Source organism: Mesorhizobium sp. M0663 (assembly GCF_040320585.1).
Taxonomy (GTDB): domain Bacteria; phylum Pseudomonadota; class Alphaproteobacteria; order Rhizobiales; family Rhizobiaceae; genus Mesorhizobium.
This window is the reverse complement of the sequence record NZ_JAMYPX010000035.1, coordinates 12492-31720: the sequence shown is the minus strand read 5'-3', so window position 1 is coordinate 31720 and position 19229 is coordinate 12492. Positions and strand designations below refer to the sequence as shown.

Annotated in this window: 21 protein-coding genes; 12 read left to right on the top strand and 9 right to left on the bottom strand. The window is 59.6% G+C overall.

The window, feature by feature from the left end; translation table 11 throughout:
- The first annotated feature begins 67 nt into the window (after positions 1-67).
- On the top strand, positions 68-1006 hold the full coding sequence (gene thyX / locus NKI54_RS31640; protein WP_352693548.1) for an FAD-dependent thymidylate synthase: 939 nt from the start codon (positions 68-70) through the stop codon (positions 1004-1006).
- A gap of 37 nt (positions 1007-1043) precedes the next feature.
- On the opposite strand, the gene NKI54_RS31635 is transcribed toward thyX, so the two are convergent.
- The 4 genes from NKI54_RS31635 to NKI54_RS31620 form a co-directional block, all read right to left on the bottom strand.
- A complete protein-coding gene (locus tag NKI54_RS31635; protein WP_023680083.1) occupies positions 1044-1280 on the bottom strand; it encodes an integrase core domain-containing protein in 237 nt (78 codons plus the stop codon).
- Positions 1281-1377: 97 nt separating this feature from the next.
- Positions 1378-2751, bottom strand: a complete 1374-nt coding sequence (locus tag NKI54_RS31630) for an IS30 family transposase (protein ID WP_352592363.1) — start codon at positions 2749-2751, stop codon at positions 1378-1380.
- Complete coding sequence (locus NKI54_RS31625) at positions 2666-3325, bottom strand: IS3 family transposase (RefSeq protein ID WP_352693566.1); 660 nt, start codon at positions 3323-3325, stop codon at positions 2666-2668. The genes NKI54_RS31630 and NKI54_RS31625 overlap by 86 nt, the downstream gene beginning before the upstream one ends.
- Positions 3304-3654, bottom strand: coding sequence for a transposase (locus NKI54_RS31620; protein WP_023680086.1), 351 nt, complete (start codon positions 3652-3654; stop codon positions 3304-3306). Before NKI54_RS31620 ends, NKI54_RS31625 begins: the two co-directional genes overlap by 22 nt.
- A gap of 938 nt (positions 3655-4592) precedes the next feature.
- On the opposite strand from NKI54_RS31620, the gene NKI54_RS31615 reads away from it, so the two are divergent.
- From NKI54_RS31615 to NKI54_RS31605, 3 genes are all read left to right on the top strand, one after another.
- Complete coding sequence (locus NKI54_RS31615) at positions 4593-5102, top strand: helix-turn-helix domain-containing protein (RefSeq protein WP_352693546.1); 510 nt, start codon at positions 4593-4595, stop codon at positions 5100-5102.
- Between the two features lie 46 nt (positions 5103-5148).
- The gene (locus NKI54_RS31610; RefSeq protein WP_352693544.1) at positions 5149-6012 is read left to right on the top strand and encodes a DUF3800 domain-containing protein; all 864 of its coding nucleotides are present in this window, start codon (positions 5149-5151) and stop codon (positions 6010-6012) included.
- A 193-nt stretch (positions 6013-6205) separates the two neighbouring features.
- Positions 6206-7858: a hypothetical protein gene (locus tag NKI54_RS31605; RefSeq protein WP_352693542.1), complete on the top strand. Its 1653-nt coding sequence runs from the start codon at positions 6206-6208 to the stop codon at positions 7856-7858.
- 44 nt (positions 7859-7902) lie between these two features.
- On the opposite strand, the gene NKI54_RS31600 is transcribed toward NKI54_RS31605, so the two are convergent.
- On the bottom strand, positions 7903-8796 hold the full coding sequence (locus tag NKI54_RS31600) for a pPIWI-associating nuclease domain-containing protein (protein ID WP_352693540.1): 894 nt from the start codon (positions 8794-8796) through the stop codon (positions 7903-7905).
- 166 nt (positions 8797-8962) lie between these two features.
- On the opposite strand from NKI54_RS31600, the gene NKI54_RS31595 reads away from it, so the two are divergent.
- From NKI54_RS31595 to NKI54_RS31575, 5 genes are all read left to right on the top strand, one after another.
- Positions 8963-9538 carry a hypothetical protein gene (locus NKI54_RS31595; protein WP_352693538.1) on the top strand — a complete coding sequence of 192 codons (576 nt, stop codon included), beginning with the start codon at positions 8963-8965 and terminating at the stop codon, positions 9536-9538.
- Between the two features lie 23 nt (positions 9539-9561).
- A complete protein-coding gene (locus tag NKI54_RS31590) occupies positions 9562-10920 on the top strand; it encodes a 7-cyano-7-deazaguanine synthase (RefSeq protein WP_352693536.1) in 1359 nt (452 codons plus the stop codon).
- Complete coding sequence (locus NKI54_RS31585; RefSeq protein WP_352693534.1) at positions 10904-12094, top strand: ImmA/IrrE family metallo-endopeptidase; 1191 nt, start codon at positions 10904-10906, stop codon at positions 12092-12094. The genes NKI54_RS31590 and NKI54_RS31585 overlap by 17 nt, the downstream gene beginning before the upstream one ends.
- On the top strand, positions 12069-12740 hold the full coding sequence (locus tag NKI54_RS31580) for a PIN domain-containing protein (protein WP_352693532.1): 672 nt from the start codon (positions 12069-12071) through the stop codon (positions 12738-12740). Before NKI54_RS31585 ends, NKI54_RS31580 begins: the two co-directional genes overlap by 26 nt.
- Before the next feature lie 327 nt (positions 12741-13067).
- The gene (locus tag NKI54_RS31575; protein WP_352693530.1) at positions 13068-14375 is read left to right on the top strand and encodes an IS256 family transposase; all 1308 of its coding nucleotides are present in this window, start codon (positions 13068-13070) and stop codon (positions 14373-14375) included.
- 153 nt (positions 14376-14528) lie between these two features.
- Here the strand turns inward: NKI54_RS31575 and NKI54_RS31570 are convergent, their stop codons facing one another.
- Genes NKI54_RS31570 through NKI54_RS31555 form a run of 4 tightly spaced genes read right to left on the bottom strand, consistent with a single transcriptional unit; the run spans position 14529 to position 17220 of the window.
- A complete protein-coding gene (locus tag NKI54_RS31570) occupies positions 14529-15077 on the bottom strand; it encodes a hypothetical protein (protein WP_352693528.1) in 549 nt (182 codons plus the stop codon).
- A gap of 51 nt (positions 15078-15128) precedes the next feature.
- Positions 15129-15431: a hypothetical protein gene (locus NKI54_RS31565; protein WP_352693526.1), complete on the bottom strand. Its 303-nt coding sequence runs from the start codon at positions 15429-15431 to the stop codon at positions 15129-15131.
- 44 nt (positions 15432-15475) lie between these two features.
- Positions 15476-16198, bottom strand: a complete 723-nt coding sequence (gene scpB, locus NKI54_RS31560; RefSeq protein ID WP_352693524.1) for an SMC-Scp complex subunit ScpB — start codon at positions 16196-16198, stop codon at positions 15476-15478.
- 5 nt (positions 16199-16203) lie between these two features.
- Entirely contained in the window at positions 16204-17220 is a 1017-nt protein-coding gene (locus tag NKI54_RS31555; protein WP_352693564.1) for a DUF1403 family protein, read from the bottom strand.
- Between the two features lie 168 nt (positions 17221-17388).
- Between NKI54_RS31555 and NKI54_RS31550 the strand changes: the two genes are divergently transcribed.
- The 3 genes from NKI54_RS31550 to NKI54_RS31540 are packed head-to-tail and all read left to right on the top strand — an operon-like array spanning position 17389 to position 19162.
- Positions 17389-17646: a type II toxin-antitoxin system VapB family antitoxin gene (locus tag NKI54_RS31550; protein ID WP_352693522.1), complete on the top strand. Its 258-nt coding sequence runs from the start codon at positions 17389-17391 to the stop codon at positions 17644-17646.
- Positions 17646-18032 (top strand): type II toxin-antitoxin system VapC family toxin, encoded by a 387-nt coding sequence (locus tag NKI54_RS31545; RefSeq protein WP_352693520.1) that lies wholly within the window; start codon positions 17646-17648, stop codon positions 18030-18032. Before NKI54_RS31550 ends, NKI54_RS31545 begins: the two co-directional genes overlap by 1 nt.
- A complete protein-coding gene (locus NKI54_RS31540; RefSeq protein WP_352693518.1) occupies positions 18029-19162 on the top strand; it encodes a site-specific integrase in 1134 nt (377 codons plus the stop codon). Before NKI54_RS31545 ends, NKI54_RS31540 begins: the two co-directional genes overlap by 4 nt.
- Positions 19163-19229 lie beyond the last annotated feature (67 nt).

The following is a 19229-nucleotide window of genomic DNA, read 5'->3' as shown; positions in this document are numbered from 1 at the left end:
GTCTCGATTTTTCTTATGAGCCGAAGTGTAAAACTCGAGCGCACGCTAGCCCAAACTTGGAGACACGATGACCAACCTTACGGAAGAACAGTCACTCGAGATCAAGGAGGCGCGCGCTGCCTCGAGGGCGACACGCCGCGTTGTATCCGAGGGGCTTGAGGAAATTCTCTATCAAGCTGTTCCGGTTCTCGACCACGGGTTTGTACGTGTCGTCGACTATATGGGCGACGACGGTGCCGTCGTGCAGGCGGCCCGTGTATCCTACGGCCGGGGCACGAAAAAAATCTCTGAAGATCGGGGCTTAATCCACTATCTGCTCCGCCACTGGCACACCACGCCGTTCGAAATGGCGGAAATCAAGTTCCACGTAAAGCTGCCGATCTTCGTTGCACGCCAGTGGATCCGGCATCGGATGGCGAGCGTTAATGAATATTCGGCCCGCTATTCTATTCTCGATCGCGAATTCTACATTCCCGCCCCGGAACATCTGTCAGCACAATCGCTGCAAAATCGCCAAGGTCGCGGAGAGGTCGTGGGAGCTGCTGAGGCGGAGCGAGTACTGCGAATTCTCACAGACGATGCGCAACGCAACTACGATCACTATCTCGATCTGCTAAATCATGATGAAGGCGGCCAGCAGCTTCGTGATGACCAAGAAGGGCTAGCACGAGAGCTTGCTCGCATGAACCTGTCGCTCAACTTCTATACCCAGTGGTACTGGAAGACCGATCTGCACAACCTCATGAATTTTCTCCGGCTTCGCGCCGATCCCCACGCGCAGTATGAGATTAGGGTGTATGCGGAGGTAATTTTGGACATCCTGAAAAAATGGGTCCCGCTGACCTACGAAGCGTTTCGCGAGCATCGACTGGAAGCGGCGACATTTTCCGGGGAGGCCCTCAAGGCACTTCGCCGCATGCTTGCGGGCGAACACGTCGAGCAACTTGACACCTCAATGTCTAAGCGTGAGTGGGAGGAATTCTTAGCGAAGCTGGAACTAAGTTGATACGCATCTTGGAGTGCGCCCCTCGGACCGGACAGGGTCAAGCCGCAGTTTTGACCATCTGCCGGGCGTGTTGGTCCTCGAACTGTTGCGGGCTGAGATAGCCGAGCGCTGAGTGCAATCGGCGGGTGTTGTAAACCTCATCAATGAAGCGGGGAAGGTCCTCAGCGACGTCGGCGAAGGTTTCGTAGGCCATCGGATAGACGGCTTCGACCTTCATCGTCTTCATGAAGCTTTCCGCTTTCGCATTATCGTAGGGATTGCCGCGCCGGCCCATCGATCCAATAAGATCGTGCTCGGCGAGAACGTTGCGGTAGAGGAGTGCGGCATATTGGGCGGATTCAAGCGGTCGTCGCAACAGCGATTGTGTTCACTCATGGCAGCAACTCGTCAAGCGCCTCTGCCGGCGTTCTCCAACCGAGGGTCTTTCTCGGCCGGGCATTGAGGGCCGCTGCCACGGCGGCGATCTCGTCGGCGCTGTGGATGCTCAGGTCGGTGCCTTTCGGGAAGTACTGACGCAGCAGCCCATTGGTGTTCTCGTTGGTGCCGCGCTGCCATGGGCTTTGCGGATCGCAGAAGAAGACCTGGACGCCCGCATCGATCGTGAGACGATCGTGCTGGGCCATTTCGGCTCCCTGATCCCAGGTCAGCGAACGGCGTAGTTCTTCGGGCAAGGTGATGATGGTGCGCGTAATTGCGTCGCGGACAGCTTCAGCTCCATGTCCCGCGAGCGCAGGCCCGTTCTTCGCGCGCGGAGCTTCGCCATGCCCCGCCAGCCGGGGAAGATGCAGCAGCATCGTGAAGCGTGTCGTACGTTCAACCAGCGTGCCGATCGCCGAGCTGCCAAGACCGAGGATGAGGTCTCCCTCCCAGTGACCCGGCACCGCGCGATCGGCCGCTTCGGCGGGGCGTTGACTGATCATGATCTCCGGCGAGACAAAGCTCTTACCTCGCCTGCGTACGCGCGCCCTGGGGACCCGCAGCACACGCCCCGTTCGCAAGCAGGCCGTCAGCTCGCGGCGCAGCACTCCGCGGCCCTGAACGAAGAGGGCCTGATAGATGGCTTCGTGGCTGATGCGCATCGTCTTGTCGTCCGGGAAGTCGATCGGCAAGCGTCGGGCAATCTGCTCAGGGCTCCAGGCCCTGGCCCATCGCCGATCCTTTCGCGGGCCATGCCGGCGGCCCTTCCACGGAACGGTGGGACCATGAACGGGAGCGCCGCTCGGGGCCACGACAACGCCAGCAAGTCTCTCCTCTACATAAGTGCGCAAGGTTGCGTTGAACGCAAGCTTGGTCGGCCTGGGCCGACGGGCCGATCGATCCGCATGCCACTGGGCAGTCGTCGCCCGATACTCCAACCCGCCGCTGCGGGTGGCCGCGTTGCGCCGCAGTTCACGGGAGATTGTCGAGGCGGACCGACCGAGCCGGCGCCCAATCTCCTGCATGGAATGGCCCTGTACCCTGAGAAGTGCGATCTCTTCGCGCTCCACCAATGACAGGTACCGCCCGGAGAGCGGCTTCGCCGAGGATCTGAACATCGCTGGTGGCATACCGCCCGCCTTTCGGAACCATCTGGTTCCTACAGGCTGCGACACTCCGGCTTCGAGCGCAGCATCTTCGCTGCTCAGCCCCGCGGCGATCGCCCGCCAGAATCTAATCTGTTCATCGCGCCCCGCCAAAGGTGGCCGTCCTGGTGAAGGTAATGGCGCTCGTCCAGACCGTGCCGATCGCCGCTTTCGAATGCTCATCGCAACCTCCAACTTCAGAGTGTTGCGACGACCGCTTGAATCCGCCTTGCGACCCTCGGTCCGAGTGATGGACGCAGCCCGGCGGGGGTTTTCGTCGTTCGATTGCCGCCTTCAATGCTGCAACGGTCAAGCGCGCGTCGATCGACCGACCGATGGCGTAACCAACGACCTTGCGTGACCAGGCATCCAAAAAGACCGCGACGTAGACGAAGCCCGCCGCAATCGTCACGTATGTTATGTCGCTCACCCAGAGCTGGTTCGGGCCGTCGGGTGTCACGTTCTTCGCCAGGTTCGGGAAGATCGGCAACTCGTGATCGCTGTCCGTAGTGGCGATGAAGCGCCGCCTGATCCTGGGCTGCAGATCGTGCTCGCGCATCAACCGTCTGACCTTCTTGTGGTTGACGACGATGCCGCGCTGCCGCAGCGCCGCCTGCATGCGGCGATAGCCGTAAGCTTCGAAGCTGTCGGAGATCTCACCCATCGTCTCGACGAGCGCTGTGTCATCCACGGCGGTTTCGGGCTGATCGTAGTAGGTTGATCGCGCGATCCCCATCAGCCGGCATCCTTCAGCGATGGAGACACCGCCGGGCCGGTGATCACGGATGTAGTCCCGCTTCTCGGACGTGGTGCGCTTTTCAGAGCCCCCTTTAGAAACTCAATTTCCAAGGCTTGCCGGCCTACCAGCCGCTCCAGCGCTGCGATCCGCGCCTCATAGGTCTGCATCGTGTCGGCCGCCGCCACGTCTTCGTCGAAGGAGCCGGCCTCGTATTTCTGAACCCAGATGCGGATCAGGTTACGCGGCAGTTCGTGCCGCTTGGCGAGACCATGCAGCGTCTCGCCGGACAGGAACTCCTGCACTACCTGACGTTTGAACTCGATGCTGTGCGTGCGATAAGTCACCATGGGCTTCCATCCTTCGAAAGCCCGGCTTCCAAGTCAATTCTGCTTGTTCATCCCGTCCGGTCCGAGGGGCGCACTCCACTATTCTGGTAAAGTGTCACGACTGACCGTCGCCTGCCTGAAAGCATCTTCGGGCTAGCTTTGGTCGCCATGCTCCTCTTCATCGCCGTGATGACGAAGCATGTGTTCGAGCAGTGAGAGGCTTGGTCGCAGATCGACTTCATGAGGGGCTCAAAACTGGACGCCTATCCTCCCGTCTAGGGGGTCACAAATTGCACGCCGATTCACTGCTGGGCGCAGTCAGCGGATCGGAACTATCAAACCTGAAGGTCTCTGTGACGTCGTCATTTTGGTCTGTTGCATAACGCTACCCTCGATCCCGTCGAAATCTGTAAGCGCCCTTCACTGCGGTCGTTGCCCGATTGGCGGAACCTGGATTGAAGTCCGGAATGACCGTCGTGCTCTCGCGGTCTCGGATTTCAGACGGCTTGGCCGCAAGATATGACCGGTTGAGTGAACCATGGCTGCCACATGCCCTGACGCTGTACCCCTTTGGGGATAGCATCGAGAAAAGGGGCAGCAACCTTGAAGCTGGTCAAAGGCAAACCGTTCGTCGCCCTGCTTCTCATTGCGGCCACGGCCGGGCATTGGCCGCAATGAGCCCCGGACAGGGACACCATCAGACAGAATAAGACTGATTATCGGAAAAACTGGCACTCCCACTGGTCATGGGCGCCTGGTGCGGAACTACTACTCGTTTATGTGCAATCCGCTTTCATCTGCGATTAGACGATACGTCTTTCTTTACCAGCCATCCTTGACTGGTGACCTAGCGACACTTATGTCTGGTCCCTAAAGACATATACGTCCGGTTGCGCGCCCTTGCGGACAGCGCCAACACTGCGCATTTGTGTCCCAGAAGCTGACAAAAGGACATTACCATGACCGCAATTCCTCCACAAGAAGACGACGCAAAGCCGGCGCCGACGATCAAAACCAACAAAGCCTCCGCCGATAAATGGGGTCAACAGGTGATCGAGCTGGGCTTCTGTCTCGTCCCCTCGCTTTTGCTGCGCGCGCAGCAGCGCATTGGGCTCAATCCCACCCAGCTCGCAGTTCTACTGCAATTGTGCGATTTCTGGTGGGACAAGGAGCGGAAACCTTTCCCGAGCAAGGAGACCCTCGCACAGCGGTTGAGCCTGAGTGAACGCCAGGTGCAACGATACATTGCAGAACTCGAGCAGGCTGGATTGGTTCAGCGGATCGAGCGTCGCAGCAGCAACGGCGGCAAGCTCAGCAATACCTACGACCTGAGCGGTCTGGTGAAGCGCCTTCAGGAACTCGAACCTGAATTCCGCGAAATCGAAGAGTCGGCCAAGGCAGCCCGTAAGGCGGTGACGAAGCGTGGTTACAAGGCGGCAGCCAAACCGAGCGGCGAGGCCGCACGGTGATCGCCTCGAGTCCGGCGGATAAGAAGAACACGAGCGAGGGATTGGCATGAGTTGGGCGCTATTTATTGACGAGTCAGGCCAAGATCGCAGGAATTCGCCGTATGAAGTGCTGGCAGGCGTTGCGATCGAGGACCGAAAGATATGGCCCCTCATCCGGCAACTGTCCGACGCTCAGCAGCATATCTTCGGGATGCGTCTTTATCAGGCCTACGGCCAGGAGGCGAAAGCCAAGGAGCTGCTCAAGCCAAAAGCTTTCAGACACGCTGCACAATTGCCAGCCTTCGAGCAGAACACCCGCAGTCGCCTTGCGCGGGAAATCCTTCTTGATGGAACAGCAGTGACACGCGATCGGTTGACTGCGCTTGCTCAGGCAAAGATCGCCTATTGCGAGTTTGCGCTCAACCTTGCTCGTAGTCACGGCGCACAGGTCTTCGCGACTATGATCCCGCAATCAGCACCGCGGCCGCCGAGCGATGACGCGATGCGAAAGGACTACGCTTTCCTGTTCGAGCGCTTCTATTATTTTTTGAATGGAATGCCGGACGATCCGATGGGATATCTCGTGTTCGACGAGCTCGACAAAGCTCAAAGCCATGTCCTGCTTGGGCAGGTGTCGAACTACTTCATAAGAACGCGGAACGGCAGGGTGCGCTCCCGACTCATTATCCCGGAGCCCTTCTTCGTGCACAGCGATCTAACGACGCTCATTCAGCTGACCGACATCGTTGCGTATGTGATCAGTTGGGGCTTGCGATTGAATGGCATGACCCTGCCCGCCAGACCCGAACTGGCGGGACTAGCTGATCGCGTGAAGCGAATCCGATTCAGTCGCGAGACCGAAGGAGGTGAAAAAATCTGGGGGATCAAGCACATTCGGGATTTGAGGCCAATTCCCCTCAACCCGGCATAAAAAAAGGCAATGCCCACGTTTCCGCGTACAAAGCCTCCGAGGAGACATCTATGTCATGGGGGCGCTAATGTCAACCTTACCGCAGATCGCCCAGGATACCGACGGCGAAACCACATAACCTCCGCAGGGTACCGCAGATCAAACCTTGCCTCAACCATGCGCGCGACGGCGCTGCCATTTCACGGGCCGCTATATGATAGTCTTCAACGACCTCAAACAGGATTTGCTGGAACCGCACGGCGACGTCTCGGTGGCGCCTACGACGTTCGCGGCGACGTTGGAAGCCCATGGTCTCTACAGCACCAAACAGTTCGTGCTGCGCTTGAGCCCGCGTGTTCATGAGCTGGTCGACGCCCTTGCCTCGGGCGACTTTGAGAGTCATGACCCTGCGGACCTCATCCAAGCCTACTCGACCTACATCCACGAGACTGTCCACTGGTGGCAGCATGTGGGCTCGACCGCAGGCCTTATTTTCATCCTTTGCTACCCGGCACAATTCTCAAGCAGCCTCGAGCATCTTCAGAACGCTATCGCCGCGATTGGGCCAAAGAAATCGCTAAAACGATGGGCTGATGATGCGCTTCGCTACGGCACGGCGCCTTCGGCCGAGGCACTTGCCGAGGCGAACATTGCCGTCAACAATGCGCTGGACGTCGAGTTCTACAAGTGCTTTGCGCATAGCCCAAATCTCTCCTTCCAGCTGCAGCAGATCCAGCATTTTGAAAGTGTCGGTCATTCATACCGTATCGCCTACAGCAACACGCTGATGGCACTCCTGCAGTCTTGTGATCTCGCGCCCGATAGCTTGCCTGACCCGGAGCGATGGCAAACAGAGTTCGACCGCCTCACAGTTACGCGCCACGAGGGCTTCTACCACGGGTCGCCGATCGCCCGCGGTAACGTGGGGCTCCACGCAATCTTCGAGGGCCAGGCGCGCTTCATCCAACTTCAGTTTCTCGCTGCGTCTGGCGGTCCGTCGACGTGCGCGGCCTACGCCGCTGATGGCTATCTAAGCGGCATCTACGTCGATGCGTTTACAGAATTCCTTGGCCTCAGTGAATCCGAATGGCCCGACACGATCGACAGCCCCCTCGTCGGGCTGTTTCTGCTGATCTGTGACCTCTCGATAAACCCGACCCGTGGCTTTCCCCTCGATATCGATCGTTTCGAGGATTTCATTTCAGACGTCGATCCTGGCACGCGCTTCGCTCTGCTTTGTCAGGCCGCCCGAGAGCATCCTGAAGTGAAGCAAGCGATCCAGGCCTATAGCTTTGAAGAATACGCACTCGTTTCGCGCGTCCTCACCAACCGCTGCGGCTACGATGATCCAGTTGTCGCCCTGCAAGCAGTTATAGCCTTGTCTGAGACGGCATCGGGCCAAGCCCTCATGGCCGAATGGGCGAGTTTCGCGTACTCGACCGGCAATCTGCCGATCCGCGTCATGACCTCACATTTTGTGGATTTCTGTAGGAGCAAACTCACCCGTCCACACTTCTTCTGCTGGGCGGGCAAGGCCTTAGCTCTGGGCCATACCACTCAGGTGTTCCAAGAGCTTTTCCTGCGACACTTGTCGCTCTTCACGGATCGCGCTGACACACAGCAAATCTTCACCCGTGCGTTTGCGGGCCGAAAGGGCACCGCGCTGAAGCGCATGCTCGATACGTTCATGGTGTCGACGGTTCTCTACGACCTAACATTTCAATGGGTTCTTCGAGACGGACCTTTTCACTACGATTTTCAATCGCTGACCGGCAACGTTCAAAACGAAGCCATGGAAACCTGGGCTAAGAATGGCTTCAAGGCGACGTTCGGCCACCACCCAGACGATTTCGAGCAGCTGACCTAGATCGATGTTTCTAGCGGGCACCTGATAAAGAGCCAGACAAGTGCCTAGTAGTCCGTGATCTTCGCGAAATTGTCGTCCTCGCTATCCCCGTCGTCATACCAGCTCGACGTGTCGATTGACGGGTTTGGGTCCTGAAACGCCTTCAACGCGCTGACTGGCGCCGACATGGTGAGCAGAAAGGGGAAATCCGTGCGGATCTCAGCTCCCATGTCCCTCTGGAAGTCACTTTTCGATCCGTAAGAAAGTTCGACATAGACATCGCCGGTCAGGCGATAGTTGACCAGGGCTGGACCAATGGATGTAATTTCTAGGCTTCCAATCTGAACTCCATCGACGGCGGATCGGGTCGAAAGAATGTCGATCTCGCTGAACATCTCCTGAGTAAATACTTCCAATGCATGGTCATTGACGGCATATTCGACGGCTCTTCGCACCCCCCTGCGACATTCCTCCAACGTTTCGAAAGAGGCCACAAACGTTGCAACGGCATCGCACGCGAAGGCCTCTGCTTCGTCGGGGGCAACCTCGATGGTATTGGGACGTACGTGAGTGAACTTGCTGAGCTGGTCTATAACCGCGAGCATCTTGCCATGGACGTCATTCGATTCTACGCCTAAGGCTGCTACCGCCGCGTCTGATAGGCCTCCCTGGAGGCCAAATCTGATTCTCTGACGACGACTGGGACGACCATCTTGTGTCTCTGCGGAGAACCATTCGCAGCTCTTCACCTCGTCGTCTGGGGCCACAGTATGGAGTGTGTGGCCATATAGTTCTCGAAGCCCGGCGGAAAAGTGCGAAAGCCTCAATGGATTCGCCGTCACCCCCAAAGCCATCATCGAGCCTGATAGGACGTGAGTAGAAAACTCATCGGTCAGCAGCTCCTGGAGTCTGGCCGCGAGTGTTTCGAGCTTGCTAGCCTGCGGCTGGCCTTGAGCCATGGATCGTCCCCCTGTTCGACTACCGATCGGAAGTTAGCACTCAAACCTGTAGGCGCGTCACGCGAACTGGCTCTTCCTCGACTTCGCGGGGGTGATGTCAGAACTTGGAACCAATATATTGACTTTGTCAGCTCCTTCACCTACTTTCCCGACACGGGAGGTAATCATGACCGATGGACCGTTCAGAAATGCGGAATTGCCCAGCCGCTGGAAGCGGTACGGCCAAGAACTGGTTAGCGATGCCGCGAGCCTCGAAGAGCGCACGATGCATGCCTGCCACAGCATGGTTGGTGATGTGGACATGAAGGCATTCAGTCCTCTTTTCGACGAACTCAAAACCCACGCAGTGCGCGCCCAAATGGACCTGGACCCGGTCACGATGGTCGAAACGATTTTCGAGAACCATGCGCCATCACCTTTGGCGGACACCTTTCAACGGCATTTGATAGCCAACCTCCGCGATCAAATATCTCCCGACAGGGCACTTAGTGAGGCACTCGAAACCACGGCGAAAGAGTGGATCGGCACCACCAAGAACCGGCTCGACGAGGAATGCATCCGTGCCCGTGAACTCGGCGATATGAGTCGGGAAGATTACCGCAAAGGAATCGAGCGGAATCGCGAGACGTTCGCTGCGATCAAGTCCAGCGAGCTCAGTGATGCCTTGGCAACCGGCAACAAGCGCGCTTTCCGTCAGGCGGTTCAGAAGAATGGCGGCGTGGATGTAGGGCCGGAAGAGTGAGAGCCGATCCGAAAATGTCACCAATGACGGATAAGCGTCTCTTCATTATTGAGGAGAAACAGGATCTGGGTCGCATGCTCCCAAAGGACGCTGTGATCGCGGTAGTCGGCCGTCATATTCATTTTAAGGCGGCGGTCCTCGACACTTTCGACGTGAAGGGATGCGAGTCGCGGCACTACGACATGTTCGTTCTCAGCGCCGCGATCGAGTTCGCTGACCGGCGTTGGAAGCGCCCATTGGGATGGCGCCGCACCTTGGATGTGACCGTCCCAGTCACCGACCTTAATACTTGGCAAAAGCCGGACGTTCTAAAGACCCTGCACAGTGTCTTGAACCACCTGACCGGCGACGCGTGGCGATTGACCTTTGTTCAGGCGAAGAACCTGTCGCCAATCGGCGCACGGCAGATTCCGTTGGACTTCGGCAAGGCCAAGACCTTCGCCGTCGCTTACAGCGATGGTTTGGATTCGCGTGCCGTCTCCGCTCTGAGCGGGAACGAGGACGAGGCGCTGTGCATCCGGGTCGCCGGGAATCGTCAACGCCGGAAAAAGGGAGATAGCTATTTCACGCAAATTCCGTTCAAGGTGAAGGGGTATCGCGGTAACGAGAGCAGCTTCCGCTCGCGGGGATTTCAGTTTGCGGCGGTGACGGCGATTGCCGCACAACTCTCAGGTGTGACGCGTATCATTGTTCCGGAGAGCGGCCAGGGCGCACTCGGGCCGGTGCTGCTTCCGCTGCACAACATCTACGCCGACTATCGCAACCATCCGACGTTCTTCCGGAAAATGGAGCGATTCACCAAGGCATTGCTGGGCCACCGGGTCCGGTTTGAGCAGCCACGCCTGTGGTCGACGAAAGGCCAGACGTTGCGCGCGTTTTTGGGCATAGTCGGAAAGTCCGAACAGCACCTGACGAGTACCCATTCTTGCTGGCAAACGCGCCGCATCGTCAATGTAGGCGGCAGGAAGCAGTGTGGCCTGTGCGCTGCATGCTTGCTGAGGCGCCTCAGCCTGCATGCCGCTGGCGTCAACGAAGCGTCCGGTACGTACGTCGTGTCCAACCTTGCCGCTTCTGACGCATCCAATGCTTTGTCGGTCATACCCCAAAAGGCCGATCGGGACATCATGGTCGAGTATGGAAGCGTTGGCGCGCGGCACCTGCAGCATCTTGCGGAAATGGCCGACCTGCCGGACGACGCCCTTCGCGTTCACGCCTCGCAAATCGCGGCCGCGACTGAGGCAACCTACGAGGAAACTCTGAAGAAACTGAGGACGATGTTGGTGACGCATGCCGCGGAATGGCGGGTATTTCTATCCGCACAAGGAGATCAAGGGTTTTTGAATAGCTGGATGGATGGAGGGCGCTATGGCCGATCTGAATGAGCTGAGCGCACGGGAGATAGGACGCCGCTTGCGGATAGCACGGGAGAACGCAGACATCCGCCAGGATGACGCCGCCGAGGTCATCGGCATGTCCCGTCCCACCCTCGTATCCATCGAGAAGGGTGTGCGCCGTGTGCGTATCCAGGAAATCCAGATGCTCGCCCGCCACTACGGCGTATCGGTAAATGCCCTTCTCCGCCGCGAGGCAGTGCATACCGATTTGATGCCGCGCTTCCGCAAGCTGCGCGAGACCGAGGACACGCACACCATTGAAGCCGTTAAATTATTCAACCACCTGATCAAAGCCGACGTTGAAATGGAGAATATCCTCGGAATCCAGCGGCGGCGAAATTACCCTCCAGAGCGCGGCATCAACGACGGCGACGTTGTGGCTCTCGCCGAAAAGCATGCCAAGGAATTGCGCGACTGGCTGGGCCTCGGCCCGGGACCGATTGCCGACATCTTCTCGGTCATTGAACTGGGTCTCGGCATCCGGTTGTATCAGCGCCGTCTCTCCTCCAGTTCAAAGGTTGCCGGCCTCTTTAGCCACGATGAGAGCGTCGGCGCCTGCATTCTTCTCAACGCCAATCATCCATTGCCGAGGCGCATCCAGTCGGCGGCGCATGAGGTCGGCCACTTCTATGGTACCCGCCAAACTCCCGAAGTGCTCGAAGACGATGAGAAATTCCTCTCGCGCGATGAACGCTACGCCAACGCCTTTGGCCGTGCATTCCTGACGCCAGCCGAGAGCTTCTCAGAAAGCTTCCGCCAACTGAAGGAGATCACCGGCAAAACTACCCGGCGCCTGATCATTCTCCTCGCCCAGCAATATAATATCTCGCGCCAAGCATGCGGGCTTCGGCTTGAGGAACTAGGCCTGGCCAAGAAGGGTACCTGGGCATGGTTCGAAAACAACGGAGGCATCACCGATGACCATGTCAGAGAAGTTATGGGCGAGATGGCCGATCGGCGCGATTCGGCGAAGAGCGACGCGGACCGAACCATTTCCCACCGCCTGAGCCTGATGGCGCATGCCGCCTGGAAACGTGAGCTGATGTCAGAAGGACAATTGGCGGAGCTTCTGAAGGTGGGCAGACTGGAGCTCCGCGGTATTATCGACCAGATCGAGCTTGAGGAAAGAGGCACGGATGAGTTGCTCAAGCTCCCTGATTAATATCGCGGATCCGCTGGTTCTCGACACGAGTGTTCTGATCAACCTTCACGCTTGCAAATATGGCGAGCGCATCCTCTCGGCCATTCCTAACGATGTCGTCGTGCCGGAGATCGTAGCTGGAGAACTGGAGCACGAGACGAGCCGCCGGAACGGCGAGCATCTCTTTCTGCATGGCCTCGTGACAGATGGAATCGTGACGCTCGCTACTATGACCGACGCGGAGTATGAAATTTTTCATGAGCTCACATCCACCTCGCCCTCCCTCGACGACGGCGAGGCCGCGGCGATCGCCATCGCTGAGGCTAGAAATTTTTTGCCCGTTATCGACGAACGGAGGGGGCGACGGCGCGCCAGCGCCCTTATGAACACGCGAACTGTTGGCTGGTCGTTAGACCTTTTCCATCATCCGACGGCAATTGCCGTCCTCGGCGATCAACTTGTCATCGAAGCGCTCTACCTCGCCCTTCGCGAGGGACGCATGCGAGTCCCATCGGAAAGTGTGGACAATATCATCGCACTTATTGGCATGGAACGTTCGTACGATTGCACCTGCCTTCCTGGGTATAGAGACCGCTTTGTCCGTGTGAACAATAGATCCAGCGATGTGCGATCTATCGCCATCGCAAACTTACAGAACAATGAATGATCGATTGATCTTCCGCCTACCCAGTCGATCATAGGACGCGCCAGTGAGCCCGTGAACCTGGCATCCAGCTTGAGGCAAAAGTCCAGTGCTTGGCGCCGCATCTCGCCCTTGAATAACTGAAATCGAATGAAGGGGGATTTCCAGCAGCGCACTCAAATCGCTCACTAGTTCCCAGTGATGTCATAGCGAGGCGTCATGCGCACGCGCCCTCCCCGCTCTCTGTTGGTGAAGTCCTAAACTTGCTGGAAATTGAGGGCGGGTTGCATCCTTTGCTGAGGAATCAGAAGCCCATGCCGGTTGGCGCCGGCACCAGCAAGGAGGCACCCCATGACGACGAGAATACCGGCATCGATGCGCACGCGCCAATCCCTTTCCGACCTGATTGAAGGGCGTCTTTCCACACCGGCGGGTCGCTCGGAGCTGATGAAGCTTGCGACCCGCCTGATCGTGGAGGAAGCACTGGAGGGGGAAAGCCGGGATACGGTCGGGCGGGACTATTACGAACATGGCGCCGAGCCTGGCCAGGGTTACCGCAACGGCGTGCGCAGCGGGCACCTGAAGACGGCGGAAGGCTTTGTGGAATACTCGGCCCCGCAGGTGGCGGGCCGCGATGAGCCGTTTCGTTCCGAGATCCGCGAGCATCTGAAGGGACGCACGGAGGCGCTCGAGGACCTGGCGGTGGAACTGCTGGCACGCGGTCTTCCGGTGCGCGACATCGAGGACGCCTTCCGCGACGAGACGGGGCGGCTGCTCCTATCGAAGACTGCGGTCAGCGAGATCGGCGAGCGGCTATGGGCAGACTACCAGGAATTCGCCACGCGCGATATTGGCGAATATGAGATCGCCTATCTGTTCGTCGACGGCATCGCCGAACGCATCCGCCCCGGGCAGAAGCGCGAGCCGGTGCTGGCCGCCTGGGGTTTTACGGCATCTGGCGCCAAAGTGCTTCTGCATCTGATGGCGGGCTCCAAGGAGGACGCCGAGACGGTGAGCGCCTTCTTCCAGGACATGCGCGGTCGCGGGCTCGGCGATCCGCTGCTCGTCGTGTGCGACGGGGCAGCCGGCATCATCAAGGCGATCGAGACCTGCTTTCCGCGCTCGGAGCGTCAGCGCTGCCTGGCGCACCGGATGCGCAATCTCGCCGCCAAGGTGCCGGAAGACCGCTGGCCCGAGTTCAAGGCCCGTGCCACCGCCGCCTATCAGGCCCCCTCGCGCGCCATTGCCCGCGATCTCGCCGCCGGTCTGGTGAAGGACTACGAGGCCGAGCTGCCGACCGCGGTCGCCTGCTTCATGGACGACTTCGAAGCGGCAATCGCGCATCTGAGAATGCCGATCACTCACCGCCGCGCCATCAGGACCACCAATCTTCTGGAACGTCTGTTCGTCGAGGAGCGGCGCAGGCTAAAGATCATTCCCAATGCCTTCGGCGAGAAGCCCGTTCTCAAGCTCATGTTCGGCGCCATGATCCGAGCTGCCGAGCGGTGGCGGGCAATCAGGATCACCGACTTCGAGCGCCGCCAGATGACCGCCGTCAGGCAGGAACTCGATCAGGAATACGAGGCCCGAAACAGCCTCGACAAGAAAGCAGCGGCAAAGGAGCCCCGCCAGAATTTATCCAGCAGTTCCCGGACTTGACCTCTGTTCAAGGTCAATTGACCCCGCTCGGATGTGCTACCGTACGGGGTCACTTTCGTATCAGGGCGGAGCGATCACCGATCTGACCCCGATCGGGACGCTCCTTTAGGCTATCTTTTGCCCACCGCGACGCGCAGCCGCTGCTTAGACACGTCATCGAATGAATTGCCCGGCAACGTTGTCACGGTTCGCTGTCGCATTACGCCAATGGAGCTCATCCAGCCATTTGGCAGTCGCGAACCGGTTGACCACGAACTGGTGGCTGATCCAAAGCCCGCCCCACTCTGGCAACAGGTTCGTATTGATCACCGACGTGACCGGCGAGTGCCCCAGCGCGAGAGCGGCTGGACGCTCGCCCTTTTCCTGGTTTATTTCTTCCAACCACTCTCGATGTTTCTCCGTTGCGAGCTTCGAGACAATGAACTCGCCACCCTGCATCAGGCCAACGACCTCGAAGATGCCCTTCCCGAAATGTCGGTACATCGGGATATCATCATCTGGCCCGGAGCGGCCTATGACCAAGCCCCCCTGGCGTGCATCGAGCATGCGTCCCTGCTCGAGTTCGATGAAGAACTCCTCGAAGGTCACCCGATGAGGAGCGTCTGTTGAACAGCCCGGGCACGCAGCCGAACTGAGCGGGATAGCGGCGCCACATGTCTGGCAATCCGTCTCCGATCCGATTTCGAGCCGAAACTCAGCCATCTCACCCAGCCACTTTGACCATACATCCTCTCATTGCTGCGTCGGATCCGCTCACCAACCCGATTTGAAGCCGGCGGCAATGGGACTGGGCGGAGCGACAAAGTGCGCAGGATCGTCGATCCAGAGCTGGGCAACCTGCACAAGCTGCTCTGTTTCGGTGCCCGAGAACTGGAACTTCTTTACTATATCGCCCATGAAGCGCTTGCTCGATGGGTGTCGCCCATCCCCGGCCTCAATGGGATCGATGTCGACATAGAGCCGCTCCGGTCCCTTCTTGCCCTTAAGCATCTGGGCATGGTTGGTATCATCGTCGATCCATGTGTGAATCCTGTAGCCCTTGTAATCGATTCTCATGCAAAACCTCGTGTGGCGCGTTAACCGGTCGTGGTTGATGTCACTCAGCTGAATTCGTCGTCGGCTCTCATTTCGGTTTCGACTGCCGGCAAGATGTCGCCCGCCAGCAGCTTCTCCTTCGACAGCAGTCCAGCATCCTCGAGCGCCTCGAAATCCGGCAAGTCGCGCAGCGTGTCGAGCCCGAACTCCAGCAGGAACTCTTTTGTGGTGACGTAGGTGTAGGGCGCGCCGGGCGTCGGGCTACGCGGCCCGGAGGCGATCATGCCGGATCCGCGCAGGTTGCCAATCAGGTCGCGAGAAATCTCTTTCCCAAAAATGCTCGACAGTTCTCCACGCGTGATCGGCTGGAAATAGGCGATGCACATCAGCACCAGCACGTCCGACTGCGTTAGCTCTGCTGCACGCCCGCTGCCGCCGGCGGCGGTGCCAAATGCATTGCCAAATGCACTGCGGATGGCGTCGGCATAGGCTGGTCGGGTGAGGTGCTTCCAGCCGCCGGCGACGGCGACCAAGTCGTAGGGCCGGCCGCTCAGCTCCTCACGAATGTCATCGATGAGTAAGTCGATGCTGCAGCTTTTGCCGACGATCCGCGCCAACGTCTCGCGAGTTACCGGTTCGCTGGCGGCAAAAATGGTTGCCTCGACCCGATGCATCCATTCACGCCAGCGCGCTTCCGGCGGCAGGTGATCCAACTCCCGGTCAAAGAGGCGGTCGCCTGATCGTCCGTCATCTGGCCGGCCCCTCCCTCGCCTCGTTGCTTCCATCATGGTCGTCACAGCCCGTAGATACGGAAGGTCGGACGGCCGGACAGTTCACGCACCGCGCCGAGTTCGACCAAACGATCGAACAGGCGGCGCAGCCCACGGTCGCTCATGCCGGCAATATCTTCCGAGGCAACGATCGCATCGTCGGACAGCAGCTTGTCGACAACAGCGCCCGCTGCCTTGGCCCTGAGTTTCGGGGCAACGGCAAGCAGCCGGTCCGCACGGCGCTCGAGCTCCGCGGAAAGATCAATCGCGCGCAGCGCAGCGCGCGCCTGCACGGCAAGCAGACCTTTCGCATGCTCAGGGTCTGTCCCAATGCTTATCGCCACGGAGCTGGCTGCCGATCGACGCGGGCGGGCGCTTGCGCCCAAGGCCGCTTCGGCGCCCAGCAGCGGCACCGCATGAACCCAACCCAACCGTTGCGCCAGCAAAGCGTCGGCGAGCCAGGCTCCAAGAGCGCGCGCAAAGCCGTGGCGTACGGCGATCGCGATGGCGCCGGTCAGCATTCCGACCAACCCGGCGCTGGCGCTGAGCTGGCGAAGATCGTCCGTCAGGTCGCTCACGCTCGCGTCGTCGCGCGCTAGACCTAGATTATCCAGCATCGCGCCGATGCCAGCCTTGGTCAGCAGTTTTTCCGCAGGCATTCCGGCCAGCCGGCGCCAGGCGAGGAGCAAAAGACCGGCGGGCCCGACATTGTCGCCCGGTCGCGTGAGCAGCACGGCGTCGCGAAGTGCTGCTTCATCCTCGACGCGGCCGGCCTGCTTCGCCGTTACCGCGGCAGCCGTTAGCGCCAGGCGCTGCCGCCAGGCGCCGGCCCACCGCTCCTGCCGGCGGACCACCATATCGAGCGCGCCGATGATGGCGCCCGCGGCGAGTGCGACGTCCTCAAAATCTTTTCCAGCAAGGCTTTGCGCATCTGGGATGGCGCGGCGCAGCCACGTCGGCATCGTTGCCATCGGCAAGGTCGAAGGGGAACCGGCAAGCGTGGCGTGGTGGCGCGGAGAGGGCTTGGGACGCAGAATCATCGACAGCACGATGAATCATGGCGGCGCTTTTGGCAACCGAAATACGGAACAACCGCCGCGCCTGTCGTACACGGACAACGAGCGATAATGTTGCATTATCGTTCGTTGTTTACGAGCCTTCGGAGCCATGGTAGAATACGCCAGAATGGTAGACTTTTGGAGTCTTTCGTGTCCCTGAACATCAAAAATCCGGCCACCGTGGCTCTCGCCGACGAACTCGCGCGCCGCCAGGGCATCAGCAAGACGGCAGCCATTCATCAGGCCCTGAGCGAGCGCTTGCATCGCTTGGGCTTTGGAGAGATCGCTCAGGAGCGTCTGCTGACAGAATTGCGCGCCATCCGAGAAAGAGTGGCACGATTGCCTGAACTGGATAATCGCAGCGACGAGGAGATCATCGGGTATGACGAGCATGGAATCCCGAACTGATGGTGATCGATACCTCAGCTGTTGTAGCGATCCTTCGGAGCGAGCCTGAGGCAGCAAGGCTGGAACGAGCGCTGATCTTGGACCCAATCCGTCTGGTCCCGGCAACCTGCGTGCTCGAGGCACGCATGGTGCTGGTCAGCAGGCGCGGCGAACACGTATTGGCCGAGATCGATCTTTGGCTGCGCAAAATCGAGGCCGACATCATTCCTGTCGACTCCGAATTGGTTGATCTGGCGACCCAAGGTTGGCTGACCTACGGCAAAGGCCACCACCCGGCGGCGCTGAATTTTGCCGATTGCCTCTCCTATGCTTTGGCAAAGCGTGCAGATGAACCGCTGCTTTTCATCGGCAACGACTTCTCCCAAACGGATATCGAAGCGGCATGAGCATGGCTGGCGACGCGCAACGATCATCCGCTGCTTCCGGCGATGACGACATGCCCGACATCGTCGATATCGTCATGCAGATGGGCGATGCCGACCTAGCCTCGTCCCCTCCCCTTCCAGCCATTGCCAATCCCAGCCTGCCTGCGCATCTTGAGGCGCTCGCCGGCCGCGCGCGCGATTATATCGAGGCGGCGAGTTCAGCCAACACGCGCCGCGCTTACGCAGCCGACTGGAAGCATTTTTCGAGCTGGTGCCGGCGCCAAGGCATAGAGATGTTCCCGCCCGATCCTCAGGTCGTCGGACTCTATATCGCCGCCTGCGCGTCAGGTACGGCCACTGGCGACAAAAAGCCCAACACCGTTTCAACCATCGAGCGCCGGCTTTCGTCGCTCTCGTGGAATTTTTCCCAGCGCGGTCAGCCGCTCGACCGCAAGGATCGGCATATCGCCACGGTGATGGCTGGCGTTCGCAACACCCACGCCTCCCCTCCCCGGCAGAAGGAAGCGATCCTGCCAGAGGATCTGATCGCCATGCTCGAGACCCTCGACCGCGGCACGCTGCGTGGTCTGCGCGACCGCGCCATGCTGCTTTTGGGCTTCGCCGGCGGCCTTCGCCGTTCCGAAATCGTCGGCCTCGACGCCGGCAGGGATCAGACCGACGACGGACGCGGCTGGGCCGAGATTTTTCCCGAGAAGGGTCTGCTTGTCACATTGCGCGGCAAAACGGGCTGGCGCGAGGTCGAAATTGGCCGCGGCTCCTCCGACGCCACCTGCCCTGTGGTCGCTCTGCAGACCTGGCTAAGACTGGCGCGCATTGCGCACGGACCGCTGTTTCGACGCGTTGCTGGTCAAGGCAAAGCCGTCGGTGCCGATCGCTTGAACGACCAGGAGGTCGCACGCCTGGTCAAGCGCGCGGCCCTGGCCGCCGGCGTGCGCGGCGATCTGTCGGAGGGCGAACGGGCCAAGAAATTCGCCGGCCACTCCCTGCGGGCCGGCCTCGCCTCGTCGGCCGAGGTCGACGAACGCTATGTGCAACAGCAGCTCGGTCACGCCTCGGCCGAGATGACTCGAAAGTATCAGCGCCGGCGCGATCGTTTCCGCGTCAATCTCACCAAGGCGTCCGGGCTCTGAAAAGCCCCCTCCCCTGCCCCGTTTTGTCCGCTGGGATGAGGCGGTCAGATCTCAGGCGATAACAATA

Excerpts from the sequence above, each read along its gene's own strand:
- thyX (WP_352693548.1), top strand. The coding sequence starts at position 68 with ATGACCAACCTTACGGAAGAACAGTCACTCGAGATCAAGGAGGCGCGC.
- NKI54_RS31635 (WP_023680083.1), bottom strand. The coding sequence starts at position 1,280 with ATGGGCCGGCGCGGCAATCCCTACGATAATGCGAAAGCGGAAAGCTTC.
- NKI54_RS31630 (WP_352592363.1), bottom strand. The coding sequence starts at position 2,751 with ATGAGCATTCGAAAGCGGCGATCGGCACGGTCTGGACGAGCGCCATTA.
- NKI54_RS31620 (WP_023680086.1), bottom strand. The coding sequence starts at position 3,654 with ATGGTGACTTATCGCACGCACAGCATCGAGTTCAAACGTCAGGTAGTG.
- NKI54_RS31615 (WP_352693546.1), top strand. The coding sequence starts at position 4,593 with ATGACCGCAATTCCTCCACAAGAAGACGACGCAAAGCCGGCGCCGACG.
- NKI54_RS31610 (WP_352693544.1), top strand. The coding sequence starts at position 5,149 with ATGAGTTGGGCGCTATTTATTGACGAGTCAGGCCAAGATCGCAGGAAT.
- NKI54_RS31605 (WP_352693542.1), top strand. The coding sequence starts at position 6,206 with ATGATAGTCTTCAACGACCTCAAACAGGATTTGCTGGAACCGCACGGC.
- NKI54_RS31600 (WP_352693540.1), bottom strand. The coding sequence starts at position 8,796 with ATGGCTCAAGGCCAGCCGCAGGCTAGCAAGCTCGAAACACTCGCGGCC.
- NKI54_RS31595 (WP_352693538.1), top strand. The coding sequence starts at position 8,963 with ATGACCGATGGACCGTTCAGAAATGCGGAATTGCCCAGCCGCTGGAAG.
- NKI54_RS31590 (WP_352693536.1), top strand. The coding sequence starts at position 9,562 with ATGACGGATAAGCGTCTCTTCATTATTGAGGAGAAACAGGATCTGGGT.
- NKI54_RS31585 (WP_352693534.1), top strand. The coding sequence starts at position 10,904 with ATGGCCGATCTGAATGAGCTGAGCGCACGGGAGATAGGACGCCGCTTG.
- NKI54_RS31580 (WP_352693532.1), top strand. The coding sequence starts at position 12,069 with ATGAGTTGCTCAAGCTCCCTGATTAATATCGCGGATCCGCTGGTTCTC.
- NKI54_RS31575 (WP_352693530.1), top strand. The coding sequence starts at position 13,068 with ATGACGACGAGAATACCGGCATCGATGCGCACGCGCCAATCCCTTTCC.
- NKI54_RS31570 (WP_352693528.1), bottom strand. The coding sequence starts at position 15,077 with ATGGCTGAGTTTCGGCTCGAAATCGGATCGGAGACGGATTGCCAGACA.
- NKI54_RS31565 (WP_352693526.1), bottom strand. The coding sequence starts at position 15,431 with ATGAGAATCGATTACAAGGGCTACAGGATTCACACATGGATCGACGAT.
- scpB (WP_352693524.1), bottom strand. The coding sequence starts at position 16,198 with ATGATGGAAGCAACGAGGCGAGGGAGGGGCCGGCCAGATGACGGACGA.
- NKI54_RS31555 (WP_352693564.1), bottom strand. The coding sequence starts at position 17,220 with ATGATTCTGCGTCCCAAGCCCTCTCCGCGCCACCACGCCACGCTTGCC.
- NKI54_RS31545 (WP_352693520.1), top strand. The coding sequence starts at position 17,646 with ATGGTGATCGATACCTCAGCTGTTGTAGCGATCCTTCGGAGCGAGCCT.
- NKI54_RS31540 (WP_352693518.1), top strand. The coding sequence starts at position 18,029 with ATGAGCATGGCTGGCGACGCGCAACGATCATCCGCTGCTTCCGGCGAT.